Source organism: Actinomadura sp. 3N508 (assembly GCF_044326375.1).
In the GTDB taxonomy this organism is placed as follows: Bacteria; Actinomycetota; Actinomycetes; order Streptosporangiales; family Streptosporangiaceae; genus Spirillospora.
In genome coordinates this window covers 906,045-923,332 of record NZ_JBIRAX010000001.1, presented here as the reverse complement: position 1 = coordinate 923,332, position 17,288 = coordinate 906,045, and the positions used below count along the sequence as shown (strand labels likewise).

The following is a 17,288-nucleotide window of genomic DNA, read 5'->3' as shown; positions in this document are numbered from 1 at the left end:
CGTCCAGTTCTCTGACGAACATGACAGGAGCCTTCCCGTGGTCCTTCTGGCGCGCTGGTGCTTCCGGCATCGCCTCGTTGTTCTGCTGCTCTGGGTCGTCGCGCTCGGTGGCGCCGTCCTGGCCGGACGGCTGGCGGGCAGCGACTACTCCAGCGAGTTCAAGCTGCCCGCCTCCGAGTCCGTCCGGGCCGCGGAGCTGATGCAGGCGGCCTTTCCCGAGCAGTCCGGCGATACCGACGTCGTCGTCTGGCAGGTCGACGGTGCGGGCACCGTCAAGGACGCGGCCGTAAGCGACCGCGTGCAGTCCGCCCTTGACCGGATCGCCGCGCTGCCGGACGTCGGCCAGGTGGTGAGCCCCTACGGGACGGACGGCGCCGGGCAGATCAGCTCCGATGGGCGCACCGCCTACGCCCAGATCACCTACACCCGTTCGGCCGAGGACCTCGCCGCGGACCGGGTCGAGCAGGTCGTGGACACCGCCACGTCGGCGGCGGCGGCGGGGCTTCGGGTCGAGGTGGGCGGGCCGGCCGCGGGAACCACCGGCCAGCCGCCGTCCCATCTGGCGGAGTTCGTCGGGCTCGCCGCCGCCGCGCTCGTGCTCTTCCTGGCCTTCGGGTCGTTCCTGGCGATGCTGCTGCCGCTCGTCACCGCGCTGTTCGGCGTGGGGCTCGGGCTGCTCGGCGTCGGGCTGCTCAGCCACGCCATGGACGTCCCGGACGCGGCACTGCTGCTCAGCACCCTCATCGGGCTCGGGGTCGGCATCGACTACGCCCTGTTCATCGTCTCCCGGCACCGGGCCGGTCTCCGTGAGGGGCTGGCGCCGGAGGAGGCCGCGATCGCCGCCGCGCGCACCTCGGGACGGTCCGTCCTGTTCGCCGGGGCCATCGTCTGCGTCTCGCTGCTCGGCATGTTCGCGATGAAGCTGGACTTCCTGAACGGCGTCGCCGTCGCCACCAGCCTGACCGTCCTGCTGAGCGTCGTCGCCGCGCTGACGCTGCTGCCCGCCCTGCTCGGACTGCTCGGGACGCGCGTGCTGAACCGTCGCCAGCGCCGCAGCCTGCTCGCCGCCCCCGAGGGCGGCGGGGCGGACGGGCAGAGCGCCGTGCGCGGGTTCGCCGTGCGATGGGCCGACACCGTGCAGCGCCGTCCGAAGACCTTCGCGGCCGCCGCGCTGGTGCTGGTCGCCGTGCTGTCGCTGCCCGCGTTCGCGCTACGGCTCGGCATGAGCGACCAGGGCACGCTGCCGGAGTCCAACACCGCGCGCCGCGCCTACGACATGCTGGCCGACGCGTTCGGGCCGGGCTTCAACGGCCCGCTGCAACTGGTGGTGCGCCCGCGCGGCGAGGCCACGGAGGTGCCGCCGGACGCGCTGCAACGGCTCGTCGACGGCGTCGGCGCGACACCTGGCGTGGCGAAGGCCACCGCGATGCCGCTCCCCGGCCAGGGCGGTGGTGCGTCGCGGATGGCGGTGGTGCAGGTGATACCTACCACCTCCCCGCAGGACGCCAAGACCGACGCGTTGATCGACCGGCTCCGCACCGGCCCCGCTGTGCGCGACGGCTCGCTGGAAGTGCTGGTGGGCGGCGGCACGGCGCTCAACAAGGACCTGGCCACGGCGCTGACCTCCCGGCTGCCGCTCTTCCTCGGCGCGATCGTCGCGCTCGGCTCGGTCCTGCTCCTGGTGGCCTTCCGCAGCCTGGCGGTGCCGCTGCTGGCCGCGGTGCTGAACGTGGCGGCGACGGGCACCGCGCTGGGCATCACGGTGGCGCTGTTCCAATGGGGCTGGGGCACCGGCGTGCTCGGCATCGGCAAGCCGGTTCCAATCACCTCGTTCCTGCCGGTGATCATGATCGCGATGCTCTTCGGCCTGGCCATGGACTACCAGGTGTTCCTGACCGGCCGGATGCGCGAGGAATGGCTGCGGACCGGGGACGCGCGGCAGGCGGCGCACGCCGGGCTGGTCCGCGCCGGAGGCGTGATCATCTCGGCCGCGCTCATCATGATCTCGGTGTTCGGCGCGTTCGTGCTGAGCGGCGATATGGAGGGAATGCTGGTCGGCGCCGGGCTCGCGGGCGCCATCGCCGTGGACGCCCTCGTGCTGCGCGCCATGCTCGTCCCCGCCGTGATGACCCTGCTCGGCACCGCCGCCTGGTGGACCCCCGCACGCAACGCCCGAAGGTCGGGATCCGCGGCGTTGAGTCGGGGAGAATCGGAGGCATGAGGTATGTGCTGCTGATCTGCGATGACGAGGTGGACGCGCCGAGCAACGAGGAGCTCGCGGCCGATCCGGTGCACCGGGCGTGGGAGGCCGACCTGAGGCGGCGCGGGGCCGAGATCGTCGGGATGCGGCTGCGGCCGGTGGTGGACGCGACCACGGTGACCGTTCGCGAGGGGGAGACCCTCGTGTCGGACGGGCCGTTCGCCGAGACCAAGGACTTCGTCGGCGGCGTCGTGATCGTGGACTGCGAGAACCTGGACGAGGCCATCGAGATCGCGGCCGGCCATCCCTACGCGCGCCGGGGCGGGGTCGAGATCCGTCCTGTCTGGGAATGAGCGACGACGCCGTCCGGGACGCGGTCGACGCCGCCTACCGGGACGAGTGGGGCCAGGTCGTCGCGACGCTGATCGGCATGACGGGCGACTGGGACCTCGCCGAGGACTGCGCGCAGGACGCGTTCGCCCTCGCGCTGGCGAGCTGGGAGCGCGACGGTGTGCCGCGGAGGCCGGGCGCTTGGCTGACGACGGCTGCTCGTAACCGGGCGATCGATCGGCTGCGGCGGGACGCGGCGGGTGCGGCGAAGCTGCGGCAGCTCGCCGTGCTCGCCCGCGACCCGGACCAGGGGCCCGAGACCGACATCCCGGACGAGCGGCTGCGGCTGATCTTCACCTGCTGCCATCCGGCGCTGCCGTTCCCGGCGAGGGTCGCTCTCACCTTGCGCACGCTGGCCGGGTTGAGCACCGCCGAGATCGCCAGGGCCTTCCTGACCGCGGAACCTGCGATGGCGCAGCGGCTCGTCCGGGCCAAACGCAAGATCAAGGAGGCGGGGATTCCGTACCGGGTGCCGCCCGCCGATCTGCTGCCGCAGCGGCTCGCCGCCGTCCTCGCGGTGCTCTACCTGATCTTCAACGAGGGCTACGACGAGGAGGACGAGCGGCGGGCGCTGACGGCCGAGGCCATCAGGCTGGCTCGCGTTCTCGTCCGGCTGATGCCCGGAGAGCCGGAGCCGGGCGGGCTGCTCGCGTTGATGTTGCTGCACGAGGCCCGGCGCGCGACGCGTATGGACGGTGGTGTGCTGGTCACGCTGGAACACCAGGACCGGACGCGGTGGGACCGGGAGCTGATCGCCGAGGGGGTCGCGGTGCTCGACCGCGCGCTGGCGGCGCGGCGTGCCGGGCCGTACCAGTTGCAGGCCGCCATCGCCGGCTGTCATGCCACCGCGCCGGACGTGGCGAGCACGGACTGGACGCAGATCGCGAACCTGTACGGGGAACTGGGGCGGGTGGCGCCGTCTCCCGTTGTGGAGCTGAACCGTGCCGTGGCGGTTGCCATGGCGGACGGCATCCCGGCCGGTCTCAAGCTGGTCGACGAGCTGTCGGCGTCCGGGCGGCTGGAGGGCTACCACCTGCTTCCCGCGACCCGCGCCGATCTGCTTCGCCGGGATGGGCGGGTCGCGGAGGCCAAGGCGGCGTATGAGGAGGCGCTGAAGCTCGCGCCTACCGAGGCCGACCGGCGCTACCTCGCCGGGCGGCTCCGCGAACTCTGAACATTTCTTTGCCGGGGATGTCGATGTCGGGCGGGTGTCCTTCGTCGGTGGGGCGAAAGTCCAACCGAGAGGGAGGGAACCCTGATGAGCACCGACAAGACACCGCCGATGCCCGAGATCACCGACCGTGCCACCTTCCAGGCAAGGCTGGACGAGCTGCGGGTCCGGGAGAAGGCGCACACGCGCGCGGGCGACGCGATCGCGGCGGCCCGGCGCCGGCTGCCCATGGTCGAGGTGGACGCCACCACGCCGCTGGTCGGCCCGGACGGGCCCGTCACGCTGCTGGACGCGTTCGAGGGGCGTCGAATGCTGATCGCCTACTACATGATGTGGTATGAGGGCCGTCCCGCCGCCGAGCAGTGTGAGGGCTGCACGTACTACAACGGCAAGGTCCGCGAGCTGTCCTACCTGCACGCCGCGGGAATCACCTACGCCACGCTCTGCCAGGGACCGTACGAGGAAAGCGTCCGGTACCGGGACTTCATGGGCTGGACGATGCCCTGGTACTCCGCCCAGGACTCCGCCGAGACCCTGCTGGTCGGACGCCAGGTCGGCATGTTCCACCTGGTCGCCTACCTCCGCGACGGCGACCGCGTCTTCGAGACCTACTGGACGAACGGCCGCGGCGTCGAAGCCCTCGACAACAGCTATCCGCTCATGGACATGACCGTCTACGGGCGCCAGGAGGAGTGGGAGGACTCGCCCGAGGGCTGGCCGCACGACGGCTCGATCGACGGCGGGTTCTTCCGCATCGACGGACGTCCCGCGTCGCAGTGGCCCCGTCTGGCGGCCGGGTACTCCGACGACCTGGGCTCCGCCTGATGACCGCCGCCGAGACGAGCGGCGCTCTGACGGGTGGCGTCGCCGGCACGAGGCTCGCGCCACCACGCTTTACCGGCAGGCAGCGGATGGTGTTGCTCGTCCTGCTGGGCGCGGGATTCACGATGGCCGTCGACTTCTCGATCCTGAACGTCGCGCTGCCGGAGGTCGGCGCGGGCGTCGGGCTGGGGCTGACCGGCCTGCCCTGGATCACCTCGGCGTACGCGCTGCCCGCCGCGGGTTTCGCGCTGGTGTTCGGCCGCCTGGCGGACCTGTTCGGGCGCCGCAGGCTGTTCGTCGCCGGGATGGCCCTGCTCGTCGGGTCCTCGCTGCTCGGCGGCTTCGCCGTCAACCCGGAGATGCTGCTGACCGCGCGGGCGCTGCAGGGGTTCGCCACCGCGATGTCGATCCCCGCGACGCTGTCGCTGCTCACCACCACGTTCACCGAGGGCGCGCTGCGCGAGCGCGTCCTCGGCCTGAACGGGGCGCTGCTGTCCGGCGGGTTCACCGTCGGCGCGCTGGTCGGCGGGACCCTCGTCGGGCTGCTGGGCTGGCGGGCGGCGTTCTTCGTGAACGTCCCCGTCGCCGTGGTCATCCTGGTGGCGACGCCCATCCTGATCAGGGAGAGCAAGGCGGCCGGACGGACGCGGCTCGACCTGCCCGGGGCGGTCACCGTGTCCGGTGGCCTGCTGGCCGTGATCTACGCGGTCATCGAGCGGAGCGTCCCGGCCGCCGTGGCCGGTGTGCTGCTCCTGGGCGCGTTCTGGATGATCGAGCTTCGCTCGCCCGCGCCGCTCGCGCCGGTGCACATCCTCAAGCGGGCCACCGTGAAATGGGGCAACTACGCCGGGTTCATGATCTTCGCTCTGGAACCCGCGATGATCTTCCTGATGACGCTCTACCTGCAGCGGCACCTCGACTTCTCGCCGCTGGTCACCGGGCTGATCTTCGGTGTCCCCGGGCTGGCGTCGGTGGCCGCCGGGGTGATCGCCGGACGGGTCGTCGGGCGCCTCGGCAGCCGCACGGTCCTCGCCGTGGGGCTGGCGGTGCAGGGGCTGGCGACCGTCCCGCTGATCTTCCTCGGCGCGGACCGGCTGGCATTGGCCGTCCTGATCCCCGCCTTGTTCATCGGGTTCTTCGGGCATGTCAGCGCCATCGTCGCGTTCACGGTGACCGCGACGTCGGGCCTGCCGGACGAGCAGCAGGGCCTGGCGACGGGCCTGACCTCGATGACCCAGCAGGTGGCGCTGACCGTCGGCATCCCGATCATGGGCGCGGTAGCCGCGACGCAGGGGACGGGGCTGCCCGGCATCCACCTCGCGCTCGGCGTGATCGTGGCCGTGACGTTCGTGACCGTCGCCCTGGTCTGGTTCGGGCTGCGCCCGCGCGAGGGCCTCGGGAACCCCGCCTAGGAGGGCCAGACGGGCTTGCGTTTCTCGTTGAACGCCGCGATGCCCTCGCGGCGGTCGGCGGAGAGCGCGACGGTCCGCCAGGCGTTCTCCTCCAGGTCGAGGCCCGCCTCCAGGCTCACGCCGCCGCCGAGGCGCATGGCGCGCTTGGCCGCCCGGACGGCCACCGGGGAGTTCCCGGCGATCACGCCCGCGAGCGTGCGGGCCTCCTCGCGGGCCGTCCCGGCGGGCACCTTGCGGTCGGCGAGGCCGTACTCCACGGCCTCGTCGATCCCGAGGCGGCGGCCGGTGAACACCAGGTCGGCGGCCTTGCCGGGGCCGAGGCGGCGCAGCGCGAGCTGTGTCCCGCCGCCGCCGGGGACGAGCCCGACGCTCACCTCCGGCAGGCCGAACACGGCCGTCTCGTCCGCGACGATCATGTCGGCGGACAGCGCGAGCTCGCAGCCGCCGCCGAGCGCGTACCCGTGCACGGCCGCGACGACCGGCTGCGGCAGGCCCAGGACGCCGCTGAACGCGGCCCGCAGCACCGGCCGCTGCGCCGCGATCTCGGCGTCGGTCATCCCGTTGCGTTCCTTGAGGTCGGCGCCGACGCAGAACGCCTTCTCCCCGGCCGCGCTCAGCACCACCGCCCGGACGGACGCGTCCGCCGCCACCTCCGCGCAGACCCCGGCGAGCCGCCGCGCCATTGCCGTGGACAGGGCGTTGAGCGCCTCGGGCCGGTCCAGCACGATCTCCGCGACGTGCCCGTCGCGCCGCAACGTCACACCATCCATAGTGGGCACCCTAACGATCGTCGTGGTCGTGGGGTTGGATGGGTCGGGTGAGCGACTCACCATATGGCGATCTCGACCGGCCGCCCCTGCATGAGGCGGCGCTGCGGCGCGCGCTCGTCCGGGACGGCGGGCTGTGGCAGGACGTGCGGGTCGTGGCCGAGACGGGCTCCACCAACGCCGACCTCGCGGCGCGGGCCGCGGAGGGGGCGCCGGAGGGCAGCGTCCTGGTCACCGAGCTGCAGACGGCGGGCCGCGGCCGGCTCGGCCGGGCCTGGACGGCCCCGGCACGGTCCGGGCTGACGTTCTCGATGCTGCTGCGCCCGCGGGTGCCCGTGCCGATGCTGGGCTGGACGCCGCTGCTGACCGGTGTCGCCGTCGCGACCGCCGTCCACCGGATGACGGCCTGGTCGGAGAGCGGGGAGCGCTTCCTCGGCGAGGGCGCGGACGGGCAGGGCGGCGACGTGGCCATCGACGTCCGGCTCAAGTGGCCCAACGACCTGCTCGCCGGTGACCGGAAGCTGGCCGGGATCCTCGTGGAGAAGGCCGGGGACGGGGTCGTTGTCGGCGTCGGGCTGAACGTGGGGCTGCGGAAGGACGAGCTGCCCGTGGAGACGGCCACGTCCCTCGCGATCGAGGGGGCGCCGCTCAGTGATCGGGCGCCGCTGCTGCGGGCGATCCTGCGGGAGTTCTCGACCTGGTACCAGGAGTGGACGGCGCTCGACGGCGATCCGGAGACCAGCGGGCTCCGCACCGCCTACAAGGACCTGTGCACCACCCTCGGCAGGGAGGTTCGGGTGGAGCTGCCCGGTGACGAGTCCCTGACCGGGACGGCGCGAGACGTTGACGGTGCGGGGAGGCTCGTCATCGCCGGACCAGGGGGAGAGCGGACGATCAGCGCCGGTGACGTGGTGCACGTCCGGTGAACAGGCGAAGAGCATCGGCGGTCGACGCAATGAAGCGGTTGCTGATCTGCGACGATATGTCCGGATACCGAGTCACGACGCCGTCGCCGCGGCCCATGGCGGCGGCCGACTGAGGGGCGGAAGATGGCGGCCGGAATGCCGGATCCGAAGGAGATCGAAGAGCTCCTGCTGGGGGGCGAGCTGCGGTACAACCGCGTCGACGCCGTGCGCCTGGCCGGGGTCTCCCGGGAGTTCTCCGGACGGGTGTGGCGCGCGTTCGGCTACCCGTCGATGCCGGACGAGACGGTCGCCTACACCGAGGGCGACATCGCCGCCCTGGACCGCATCCGCCGCCTGATGGACGACGGCGTCCTCGACGAGGAGGGCGTGATCCGGCTCGTCCGGGCGTTCGGGCAGACCATGACCCGGCTCGCGGAATGGCAGGTCAGCCTGCTGCACAGCATGCTGACGCAGGACCCGCACGACACGCCGTCCGCCGAGGCCGTCCAGACGATCGTGGACGTCGCCGAGAAGCACATCGGCGAGTTCGAGCCGCTGGTCGTGCACGCCTGGCGGCGGCAGCTCGCCGCGGCCGGGACGCGCGCCCTCGCCGCCGCCGCGACCCGCGACAACGGCGACCCGGCGGGCCGTACCCCGGCCACCGTCGGGTTCGCGGACATGGTTTCGTTCACGCAGGTCAGCCGGGAGCTGGAGGAGATCGAGCTGGCCCGGATCGTGGAGTGGTTCGAGGAGACCGCCGCCGACATCATCGCCTCCTGCGGCGGCCGGCTGGTGAAGACGCTCGGCGACGAGGTCCTGTTCAGCGCGGAGACGCCGGAGATCGGCGCGGAGATCGCGCTGACGGTCGCGGCCGCCATCCAGGACGAGACCGAGGTCCCCGACGTGCGGGTCGGCGTCGCGCACGGGCCCGTCGTGCCGGTGATGGGCGACCTGTTCGGCACGACGGTGAACCTCGCGGCCCGGCTCACGTCCATGGCCCGGCCCGGCTCCGTCATGATCGACGGAGAGCTGGCCGCGCGGCTGGAACCGAGCCGGGCGTACGAGGTGACGCGGCTGGTGCGCCGTCCGGTCCAGGGGCTCGGCATCATCCAGCCGTACGTGCTGCGTCGCGCCACCGGAACGGGCACGGGCGCCGGGCCCGTGACGCTCGACGCCGTCTAGCCGAAGCTCGGCGGGGCCTGGCCGGGCCCGACCCGCCGGCCGGGGCCCGGCGCGGTTCAGACGGGCTTGATCGAGTCCTCGCCGGGGGCGTCGGTGAGGCGCTGCAGGTAGTTCTGCTCGCCGAGCGCCTGGACGAGGCTCAGCTCGGTCTCCAGGTAGTCGATGTGCTCCTCCTCGTCGGCGAGGATGTCCTCGAAGATCCGCGCGGACGTCACGTCGCCGCGCGAGCGCATCAGCTCGATGCCGGGCCGCAGCCGGGCCACGGCCTCCAGCTCGACGGCGAGGTCCGCCTCAAGCTGCTCGAAGACGGTCTGCCCGATCCGCAGGGTGCCGAGCTTCTGGTAGTTCGGCAGACCTTCCAGGAACAGGATCCGGTCGGTCAGCCGCTCCGCGTGCTTCATCTCGTCGAAGGACTCGTCGCGGGTGTGCTCGGCGATGCGGGTGTAGCCCCAGTTCGCCTGCATCTTCGAATGCAGGAAGTACTGGTTGATCGCCGTAAGTTCCGCGGTGAGCTGCTCGTTCAGCAGCGCGATGATTTCCCTGTCGCCTTCCATGACCCCCATGCTTCCATGATGGGTGGTTTCAGGACAGCACTAACCCCCCGCAAGGCGTGTGTCCGCCCGTCGCGGGCGGGCCGTGCGGGGGCCCGGAAGGCTCAGGCCGCGGTCTGTGAAGCGGCGCCCCCTTCGAGGGTCTCGGCGGTTTCGGCGACGATCGGTTCGGGGCCCTGGTCGGGGACGGCCGTGAGGTCGGCCGGGCCGCCGGTCAGGGCGTCCGCGAGCTCGCTCGCGGTCCGGTACTCGCTGACCATGGTGTGGATGCGCTTGGTGCACGTCCCGCACGCCGGCTTGAAGCCGCAGGCGGCCTTGACCTCCTTGGCCGTACGGCAACCGCTCGCCATGCAGCCGTTAACGTCGTCCTCCGTGACGGCGTTGCAGATGCAGACGTACATTCGGCCGATGGACCCCTTCGTGCGGTTCGCGCGCCCCCTCACCCGTCTGACCAGGAGAGCTTAGGGCACCCTCATTAAGGTTAGGCTCCCCTAAAGTAGCTCAGGTTTGTCCGTTCTGGCCAGAGCTCTCCCGATCGGTGTGATCCACCCCTCACGGGGAAGGGCTTCCCACGCGCGCTCCGCGGTGCGGGCTCGCGCGTCGCATGAGACTCGCGGGCCGCAGGAACGGAGGGCGGGACAGTGGCTCAGGTTTGGCCGGGCGACGCCTACCCTCTCGGCGCCCGGTTCGACGGGGCGGGCACGAACGTCGCCGTCTACTCCGAGGCCGCCGAGCGGGTCGAGTTGTGCCTGTTCGACGGCCCCGCGCATGACGGCGGCACCGTCGAGACCAGGGTCACGCTCCCCGAGGTGGACGGCTTCGTCTGGCACGGGTACCTGCCCGGCGTCATGCCGGGGCACCGCTACGGGTTCCGGGTGCACGGCCCGTACGAGCCGCGCCGCGGGCTGCGCTGCAACCCGGCGAAACTGCTCCTCGACCCGTACGCGCTGGCCGTCGAGGGCGCCGTCGACTGGGACGAGTCCTGCTTCGGCTATGAGTTGAGTGATCCGGCGTTCCGCAACGACGCCGATTCCGCCGCTCACACGATGCGGTCGGTGGTCGTCAGCCCCTACTTCGACTGGGGCGACGACCGGCCGCCGCGGATCCCGTACCACGAGACGGTGATCTACGAGGCGCATGTGAAGGGCCTCACCGCGCGGCATCCGGAGGTCCCGCCGGCGCTGCGCGGCACGTACGCGGGCCTCGCCCATCCGGTGATCATCGATCATCTGCGGTCGCTCGGGGTGACGGCGGTGGAGCTGATGCCCGTGCACCAGTTCGTCCACGATCACGCGCTGGTGGGCCGTGGCCTGCGCAACTACTGGGGCTACAACACGATCGGCTTCTTCGCGCCGCACGACGGGTACGCCTCGTCCGGGCGGCGGGGCGAGCAGGTGCTGGAGTTCAAGGCGATGGTCCGCGCCCTGCACCAGGCGGGCATCGAGGTCATCCTGGACGTCGTCTACAACCACACCGCCGAGGGCGACCACCGCGGGCCGACGCTGTCGTTCCGCGGCATCGACAACCGCGCCTACTACCGGCTCGCCGACGACGACGCCCGCTTCTACGCCGACACGACCGGCACGGGGAACAGCCTGCTGATGCGCAGCCCGCACGTCCTGCAGCTGATCATGGACTCGCTGCGGTACTGGGTGACGGACATGCACGTCGACGGGTTCCGCTTCGACCTCGCCGCCGCCCTGGCCCGCGACCTGCACGAGGTGGACCGGCTGTCGGCGTTCTTCGACCTCGTCCAGCAGGACCCGGTCGTCTCCCAGGTGAAGCTGATCGCCGAGCCGTGGGACGTCGGGGAGGGCGGCTACCAGGTCGGCAACTTCCCGCCGCTGTGGACGGAGTGGAACGGCAAGTACCGCGACACGATGCGCGACTACTGGCGCGGCGAGCCGGGCGCGATGCCCGAGTTCGCGTCCAGGCTGACGGGGTCGGCCGACCTGTACGCCGACGACGGCCGCCGCCCGAGCGCGTCGATCAACTTCGTGACGTGCCACGACGGTTTCACGTTGAACGATCTCGTCTCCTACGACCGCAAGCACAACGACGCCAACGGCGAGGGCGGCGCGGACGGAACCGACGACAACCGTTCGTGGAACTGCGGGTACGAGGGCCCGACCGGTGACCGGGAGGTCATCGCGCTGCGCGAACGGCAGAAACGCAACCTCCTGACCACGCTGTTCCTGTCGCAGGGCGTCCCGATGCTGCTGCACGGCGACGAGCTCGGCCGGACGCAGCGCGGCAACAACAACGCCTACTGCCAGGACAACGAACTCTCATGGGTCGACTGGACCGACCCGGCGCTCGCCGGAGGCGGCACGCTGCTCGACTTCGTCCGGCGGCTGTCCAGGCTCCGCACCGAGCACCCGGTGTTCCGGCGGCGGCGCTTCTTCAGCGGCGACCAGCGGACGCAGGACCGGCCGGCACAGACGTCCCGTGCCACCGCGAGATCGGAGGAGCTGCCCGACCTCGTCTGGTTCACCCCGGGCGGGGAGGAGATGGCGGGCACGGACTGGTCGGCCGGGTTCAACAAGTCCCTGACCGTGTTCCTGAACGGCGACGCGATCTCCGAGCCCGACCGGCGCGGCCGGCGGGTCGCGGACGACTCGTTCCTGCTCCTCTTCAACGCCCACGACGGCGACCTGACGTTCATGCTGCCGCCCGCCCCCTACGGAGAGCCGTGGACGAAGGCCCTCGACACCGCCGACCCCCTGCTCACCGAGGCGGAGTCGCCCGCCGTGAAGGCCCGCGAGACCGTCCGGGTCGGCGCCCGCTCGATCCAGGTCCTGCGCCGCGGCTGAGCCCATGCCCGCCCTACCGATCGACTCCATGTCCGCCGAACCCGCTCCCGAGGAACCGCTCCCCGGCGACGAACCCCCCGATGAGGAGACCGTGTCCGAGGACCACCTGGACGAACAGAACCTGACCGCAGACGACAGTGCCGTCCCGGCGGGGGAGGAGATCGCCGCGCCGCCGTCCGGGACGTACCGGCTCCAGCTCCGCGGGACGCCGGAAGGGCGGTTCGGATTCGCCGAGGCCGCCGCTCTGGCCCCCTACCTGGCGTCCCTCGGCGTGTCGCACGTGTACCTGTCGCCGATCCTGCAGGCGGCGCCCGGGTCCGCGCACGGCTACGACGTGATCGACCATTCCCGGCTGTCGGACGAGCTCGGCGGGTCCGAGGCGTTCGGCGCGATGGCGGCCCGCTTCCGGGCGCACGGGCTGAGGGTGCTGGTGGACGTCGTCCCGAACCACATGGCGATCCCTGCACCGCCCGACCTGAACCTGCCGCTCGCCGCCGTCCTCGCGGAGGGCCCGGACGGAGCCGGGTCGCCGTTCGCGAAGTGGTTCGACGTCGACTGGGCGGCGGGCGGCGGCCGGATCGTCCTGCCGGACGGCGGCGAAGCCGAGCCCAACTACCGGCGGTTCTTCGACATCGACGGGCTCATCGGGCTCCGCCAGGAGGACCCGGAGGTGTTCGAGCGCACGCACGCGCTGCTGCTGAGCCTGGTCGAGGAGGGCCTGGTGGACGGCCTGCGCGTCGACCATCCGGACGGCCTCGCCGACCCGCGCGGCTACCTGCGGCGGCTGGCGGACGCGGCCCCGGACGCCTGGCTGCTGGTCGAGAAGATCACCGCGGGGGAGGAGCGGCTGCCGCCGGACTGGCCGTGCGCGGGCACCACCGGCTACGACTCGCTCGGCATGATCGGCGGCCTGTTCGTCGACCCGGCGGGCGAGAAGCCGCTCACCGAGTACTACGTGTCGCTGACGGGCGGCCCGCGCGACTTCGACCAGGTCGAGCACGACTCCCGCCGCCATGTCGCCTCGCACGGCCTGAAACCGGAGATCGACCGGCTGGTGCGCGTCCTGCGGCGGGTCGTGGGCGGTGAGCAGAGGCCCGGCCTGGAACGGGCATTGGTCGAACTGCTCGTCGCCATGCCCGTCTATCGCGCGTATGTCATCCCTGGGGAGGACTCGTCGCAGCAGGCCGTGAACGTCCTGAACGAGGCCGCTCGCCGTGCACGCGCGCATCTGCCAGAGGAACTGCACGCAGACCTGGAGACGGTCCTCGACCTGGCCCTCGGGCGCGGCGAGCGCACCGATGCCGAGTTCATCGTGCGCTTCCAGCAGACTTCGGCCCCGCTCGCTGCCAAGGGCGTCGAGGACACGGCGTTCTACCGGTGGAACCGGATGGCCGCGCTGAACGAGGTCGGCGGCTCCCCAGACCGGTTCTCCGTCAGCCCAGAGGAATTCCACGCGCATTGCAGAAGGCTCGCTCGCGACTGGCCGTCCACGATGACGACGCTGTCCACGCACGACACGAAACGGGAGGAGGACGTACGGGCCTGGCTGTCCGTGCTGTCGGAACTGCCCGGCGAGTGGACGGAGGCAGTGGAACGCTGGCGAAACTGGGGTTCCACCCCATCCCCGCTGGAGCCGGACCTCGAATACCTCCTCTGGCAGACGCTCGTCGGCGCCTGGCCCCTCACCTCAGGACGGCTGGAAGAGTTCCTCATCAAGGCGATGCGCGAGGCCAAGACCCGCACCTCCTGGCTCGACGCAGACCTCGCCTACGAGGAGGCCGTCCTGGAGTACGCGCGGGGCGTTCTCGCCGATCCCGACCTGGTCACCGACATGACCTCGTTCGTCCGGAGGCTCGCCCCCTACGCGCGCGTGAACACGCTCGGGCAGAAGCTCGTCCAGCTGGCGATGCCGGGCGTCCCGGACGTGTACCAGGGCTGCGAGCTGACGGGGCTGGCGCTGGTCGACCCCGACAACCGGCGGCCGGTCGACTTCGGGCGCCGCCGCGAGCACCTCTTCCGCCTCGACACCGGGCGGCTGCCGAAGGAGGTCGACGACGAGAAGCTGCTGGTGACGTCGCGGACGCTGCGCCTGCGCCGCTCGCACCCCGGCTGGTTCGGGCCGGGCGCCGGGCACGAGCCGATCGCCTCGCGGGGGCCCGCCGCCGAGCATGTCGTCGGGTTCGCCCGCGGCGACGCGGTCGCGCTCGCCACCCGCCTGCCCGTCGGCCTGGAGCGGCGCGGCGGCTGGGAGCGCGGGACGCGGGTGGACGTCCGCCGCCAGGGCTGGCGCGACGTCCTCACAGGCTGCACGCACATGGGCCCGCTGCTGGACGCCGCCCGCGTCTTCGAGCACCTGCCCGTCGCGCTGCTCGTTCCCAGGGAGATGAACCGGTGAGCACCCGGTTCGAGGTGTGGGCCCCTCGCGCCGACCGCGTGGACGTCGTGACCGGCGATTCTGTGCGCCACCCCATGGACGGCTCCGATTCCGGCTGGTGGCGCACCGAAATCCCGGACGCCGCACACGGAACGGACTACGGCTTCGCCCTCGACGGCGGCGACGAAGTGCTCCCCGATCCGCGTTCCCCATGGCAGCCGGACGGCGTCCATGGGCCGAGCCGCGTCTACGACCACCAGCGGTTCGCCTGGACGGACCAGCACTGGCACGGACGGCCGCTCCCCGGAAGCGTCCTCTACGAAATGCACGTGGGCACGTTCACTCCAGAAGGGACGTTCGACGCGGCGGCAGAGCAGTTAGACCATCTCGTCGCGCTCGGCATAGACGCCGTTGAGCTTCTCCCCGTCGCCGCATTTCCCGGCCACCACGGATGGGGCTACGACGGTGTTCACCTGTGGGCGCCGCACGAACCGTATGGCGGTCCCGACGGGTTGAAGCGTTTTGTGGACGCCGCCCATGCGCGCGGTCTCGCCGTCGTCCTGGACGTCGTCTACAACCACCTCGGCCCGGACGGTAACCGCCTCGCCTCCTACGGCCCGTATTTCACCGACGTCCACCCGACCCCCTGGGGCGCCGCCGTGAATTTCGACCAGGAGGGCTCGGACGAGGTCCGCGACTTCGTCGTGCAGAACGCGCTGATGTGGCTGCGCGACTACCACGTCGACGGGCTCCGCCTGGACGCCGTCCATGCCATCACCGACCTCGGCGCCGTCCACATTCTGGAAGACCTGTCGTGCGCCGTGGCGTGCCTGTCGGCGCACCTTGGGCGGGAACTGTTCCTCATCGCCGAATCCGGCCTGAACGACCCGCGCCTGGTGACGTCCAGGGAGGCGGGCGGATACGGGCTGGACGCCCAGTGGAGCGACGATTTCCACCATGCGCTGCACGCCGCGCTGACCGGCGAACGCCAGGGCTACTACTGCGACTTCGGGCCCCTGGAGACGCTGAAGAAAGCGTTGACGAACGTCTTCGTCCACGACGGGAACTGGTCGGATTACAGGGGGCGGCGCCATGGGCGCCCGGTCGACGTCCAGAAGACGCCCGCGCACCGGTTCCTCGGCTTCCTGCAGAACCACGACCAGGTGGGGAATCGGGCGGCGGGCGAGCGGATCGGAACCGTCCTGGAATCGTCCGGGATATCCCCGTCGATGCTCAAGGTGGGCGCGGCGCTCGTCCTGCTCGCGCCGTTCACGCCGATGCTGTTCATGGGCGAGGAATGGGGCGCGTCCACCCCGTGGTGCTATTTCACCGACCACCAGGACGCGGACCTGGCGCGCGCCGTCAGCGAGGGGCGCCGCCGCGAATTCGCCCGCGACGGCTGGTCCGGCCCGGTCCCCGATCCACAGGCTGTGGAAACCTTCCGGCGCTCCGTCCTCGACTGGTCCGAACCTGACCGCCCGCACCATCGCGATCTCCTCGACTGGCACCGGGCGCTCCTCGCTCTCCGCCGGGCCTGGCCCGAGCTGAACGAACCCCGCCTCACCGAGACGGCCGTCGAGGTGGACGACACCGCCCGATGGCTGACGATGCGGCGCGGCCGGGTGTGCGTCGCGGCGAACCTCGGCAAGCTTCCCGTCGTGCTCCCCGCCGCCCCGCCCGGAGCGTTCCCGCCGGCCACTCCGCCCCGCCTGCTGCTCTCCTCAGATCCGGGTATTCGCCTCGATGCCGACAAATTCGGCGATTCTGAAATGATATTCGTCGAGCTCCCGGGCGCGTCGGCCGCGATCTTCGGCTGACCTCGCGCCACGCCCGGGCGGCCAAATGTCGGGAGCATCCGGATTATGCCGGATATGCGGTATTCGTGGATGTACTATGAGTGGCAAACCGCAGGTCAAGAGCGCGGCGGCAGCGGGGCAATGTTCAAGAATGGTCATACGATCGGTTCATGACCTCAGTACTGCTCGCCGAGGACGACACGTCCATCTCCGAGCCTCTCGCCCGCGCGCTGCGTCGCGAGGGGTACACCGTCGAAGTCAGCCCGGACGGCCCGCAGGCGCTGGAGCGGGCGCTCGGCGGCGGGGTTGACCTGATCGTCCTTGATCTCGGCCTTCCCGAGCTGGACGGCCTTGAGGTGGCCCGCAGGGTGCGGGCCGAGGGGCACGGCGTGCCCATCCTGATCCTGACCGCCCGTGCCGACGAGGTCGACACCGTCGTCGGTCTTGACGCGGGCGCCGACGACTACGTGACCAAGCCGTTCCGGCTGGCCGAGCTGCTCGCGCGGGTGCGTGCGCTGCTGCGCCGGGGCAGCACCGAGACACCGATCGTCCAGGGGGTGCGGATCGACGCCGAGTCGCGCCGCGCCTGGATGGGCGAACAGGAGCTGCAGCTCACCACCAAGGAGTTCGACCTGCTGCGCGTCCTCGTCCGCGACGCGGGCAAGGTCGTGACCCGCGAGCAGATCATGCGCGAAGTGTGGGACACCAACTGGTGGGGTTCCACCAAGACGCTCGACATGCACATTTCCTGGCTGCGCCGCAAGCTCGGCGACGACGCCGGCAGCCCCCGCTACATCACGACGGTGCGGGGCGTCGGCTTCCGGTTCGAGCGCGGCGACTAGCACCGGCCGCCGCGGGCGTGCGGCACGCCGGGGGCCTTCCCGAGAGGCCCCCGGGGTGACGTG

General features: G+C 71.6%; 14 protein-coding genes. 11 read left to right on the top strand and 3 right to left on the bottom strand.

Translation table 11 applies throughout. The features are described 5' to 3' along the window. The first annotated feature begins 37 nt into the window (after positions 1-37). The 5 genes from ACH34S_RS04165 to ACH34S_RS04145 all read left to right on the top strand — a co-directional run bounded on the left by ACH34S_RS04165 (position 38) and on the right by ACH34S_RS04145 (position 5,995). Positions 38-2,221 carry an MMPL family transporter gene (locus tag ACH34S_RS04165; RefSeq protein ID WP_395951015.1) on the top strand — a complete coding sequence of 728 codons (2,184 nt, stop codon included), beginning with the start codon at positions 38-40 and terminating at the stop codon, positions 2,219-2,221. After that, on the top strand, positions 2,218-2,553 hold the full coding sequence (locus tag ACH34S_RS04160; protein WP_395951014.1) for a YciI family protein: 336 nt from the start codon (positions 2,218-2,220) through the stop codon (positions 2,551-2,553). Before ACH34S_RS04165 ends, ACH34S_RS04160 begins: the two co-directional genes overlap by 4 nt. Continuing rightward, on the top strand, positions 2,550-3,764 hold the full coding sequence (locus tag ACH34S_RS04155) for an RNA polymerase sigma factor (RefSeq protein WP_395951013.1): 1,215 nt from the start codon (positions 2,550-2,552) through the stop codon (positions 3,762-3,764). Before ACH34S_RS04160 ends, ACH34S_RS04155 begins: the two co-directional genes overlap by 4 nt. Before the next feature lie 84 nt (positions 3,765-3,848). Further along, a complete protein-coding gene (locus ACH34S_RS04150; protein ID WP_395951012.1) occupies positions 3,849-4,586 on the top strand; it encodes a DUF899 family protein in 738 nt (245 codons plus the stop codon). Further along, complete coding sequence (locus tag ACH34S_RS04145; protein WP_395951011.1) at positions 4,586-5,995, top strand: MFS transporter; 1,410 nt, start codon at positions 4,586-4,588, stop codon at positions 5,993-5,995. Before ACH34S_RS04150 ends, ACH34S_RS04145 begins: the two co-directional genes overlap by 1 nt. Here the strand turns inward: ACH34S_RS04145 and ACH34S_RS04140 are convergent. Next, a complete protein-coding gene (locus ACH34S_RS04140) occupies positions 5,992-6,765 on the bottom strand; it encodes an enoyl-CoA hydratase/isomerase family protein (protein ID WP_395951010.1) in 774 nt (257 codons plus the stop codon). The genes ACH34S_RS04145 and ACH34S_RS04140 overlap by 4 nt on opposite strands. Before the next feature lie 47 nt (positions 6,766-6,812). Between ACH34S_RS04140 and ACH34S_RS04135 the strand changes: the two genes are divergently transcribed. Together ACH34S_RS04135 and ACH34S_RS04130 are read left to right on the top strand one after the other, a co-directional pair. Next, positions 6,813-7,688: a biotin--[acetyl-CoA-carboxylase] ligase gene (locus ACH34S_RS04135; protein WP_395951009.1), complete on the top strand. Its 876-nt coding sequence runs from the start codon at positions 6,813-6,815 to the stop codon at positions 7,686-7,688. Between the two features lie 135 nt (positions 7,689-7,823). Continuing rightward, positions 7,824-8,849: an adenylate/guanylate cyclase domain-containing protein gene (locus tag ACH34S_RS04130; RefSeq protein WP_395951008.1), complete on the top strand. Its 1,026-nt coding sequence runs from the start codon at positions 7,824-7,826 to the stop codon at positions 8,847-8,849. Between the two features lie 56 nt (positions 8,850-8,905). On the opposite strand, the gene bfr is transcribed toward ACH34S_RS04130, so the two are convergent. Both bfr and ACH34S_RS04120 read right to left on the bottom strand, forming a co-directional pair. Beyond that, on the bottom strand, positions 8,906-9,403 hold the full coding sequence (gene bfr, locus ACH34S_RS04125; RefSeq protein ID WP_132170494.1) for a bacterioferritin: 498 nt from the start codon (positions 9,401-9,403) through the stop codon (positions 8,906-8,908). Between the two features lie 101 nt (positions 9,404-9,504). Continuing rightward, the gene (locus ACH34S_RS04120) at positions 9,505-9,801 is read right to left on the bottom strand and encodes a bacterioferritin-associated ferredoxin (protein ID WP_395951007.1); all 297 of its coding nucleotides are present in this window, start codon (positions 9,799-9,801) and stop codon (positions 9,505-9,507) included. A 240-nt stretch (positions 9,802-10,041) separates the two neighbouring features. Here ACH34S_RS04120 and glgX point away from each other — a divergent pair, with 240 nt between their 5' ends. The 4 genes from glgX to ACH34S_RS04100 all read left to right on the top strand — a co-directional run bounded on the left by glgX (position 10,042) and on the right by ACH34S_RS04100 (position 17,225). After that, positions 10,042-12,213: a glycogen debranching protein GlgX gene (glgX, locus tag ACH34S_RS04115; protein WP_395951006.1), complete on the top strand. Its 2,172-nt coding sequence runs from the start codon at positions 10,042-10,044 to the stop codon at positions 12,211-12,213. Positions 12,214-12,217: 4 nt separating this feature from the next. Further along, a complete protein-coding gene (gene treY, locus ACH34S_RS04110) occupies positions 12,218-14,608 on the top strand; it encodes a malto-oligosyltrehalose synthase (protein WP_395951005.1) in 2,391 nt (796 codons plus the stop codon). After that, entirely contained in the window at positions 14,605-16,404 is a 1,800-nt protein-coding gene (treZ, locus tag ACH34S_RS04105) for a malto-oligosyltrehalose trehalohydrolase (RefSeq protein ID WP_395951004.1), read from the top strand. The genes treY and treZ overlap by 4 nt, the downstream gene beginning before the upstream one ends. A gap of 149 nt (positions 16,405-16,553) precedes the next feature. Beyond that, positions 16,554-17,225 carry a response regulator transcription factor gene (locus ACH34S_RS04100; protein ID WP_026402549.1) on the top strand — a complete coding sequence of 224 codons (672 nt, stop codon included), beginning with the start codon at positions 16,554-16,556 and terminating at the stop codon, positions 17,223-17,225. Positions 17,226-17,288 lie beyond the last annotated feature (63 nt).

Excerpts from the sequence above, each read along its gene's own strand:
- ACH34S_RS04160 (WP_395951014.1), top strand. The coding sequence starts at position 2,218 with ATGAGGTATGTGCTGCTGATCTGCGATGACGAGGTGGACGCGCCGAGC.
- ACH34S_RS04155 (WP_395951013.1), top strand. The coding sequence starts at position 2,550 with ATGAGCGACGACGCCGTCCGGGACGCGGTCGACGCCGCCTACCGGGAC.
- ACH34S_RS04150 (WP_395951012.1), top strand. The coding sequence starts at position 3,849 with ATGAGCACCGACAAGACACCGCCGATGCCCGAGATCACCGACCGTGCC.
- ACH34S_RS04145 (WP_395951011.1), top strand. The coding sequence starts at position 4,586 with ATGACCGCCGCCGAGACGAGCGGCGCTCTGACGGGTGGCGTCGCCGGC.
- ACH34S_RS04140 (WP_395951010.1), bottom strand. The coding sequence starts at position 6,765 with ATGGATGGTGTGACGTTGCGGCGCGACGGGCACGTCGCGGAGATCGTG.
- ACH34S_RS04130 (WP_395951008.1), top strand. The coding sequence starts at position 7,824 with ATGCCGGATCCGAAGGAGATCGAAGAGCTCCTGCTGGGGGGCGAGCTG.
- bfr (WP_132170494.1), bottom strand. The coding sequence starts at position 9,403 with ATGGAAGGCGACAGGGAAATCATCGCGCTGCTGAACGAGCAGCTCACC.
- ACH34S_RS04120 (WP_395951007.1), bottom strand. The coding sequence starts at position 9,801 with ATGTACGTCTGCATCTGCAACGCCGTCACGGAGGACGACGTTAACGGC.
- treY (WP_395951005.1), top strand. The coding sequence starts at position 12,218 with ATGCCCGCCCTACCGATCGACTCCATGTCCGCCGAACCCGCTCCCGAG.
- ACH34S_RS04100 (WP_026402549.1), top strand. The coding sequence starts at position 16,554 with ATGACCTCAGTACTGCTCGCCGAGGACGACACGTCCATCTCCGAGCCT.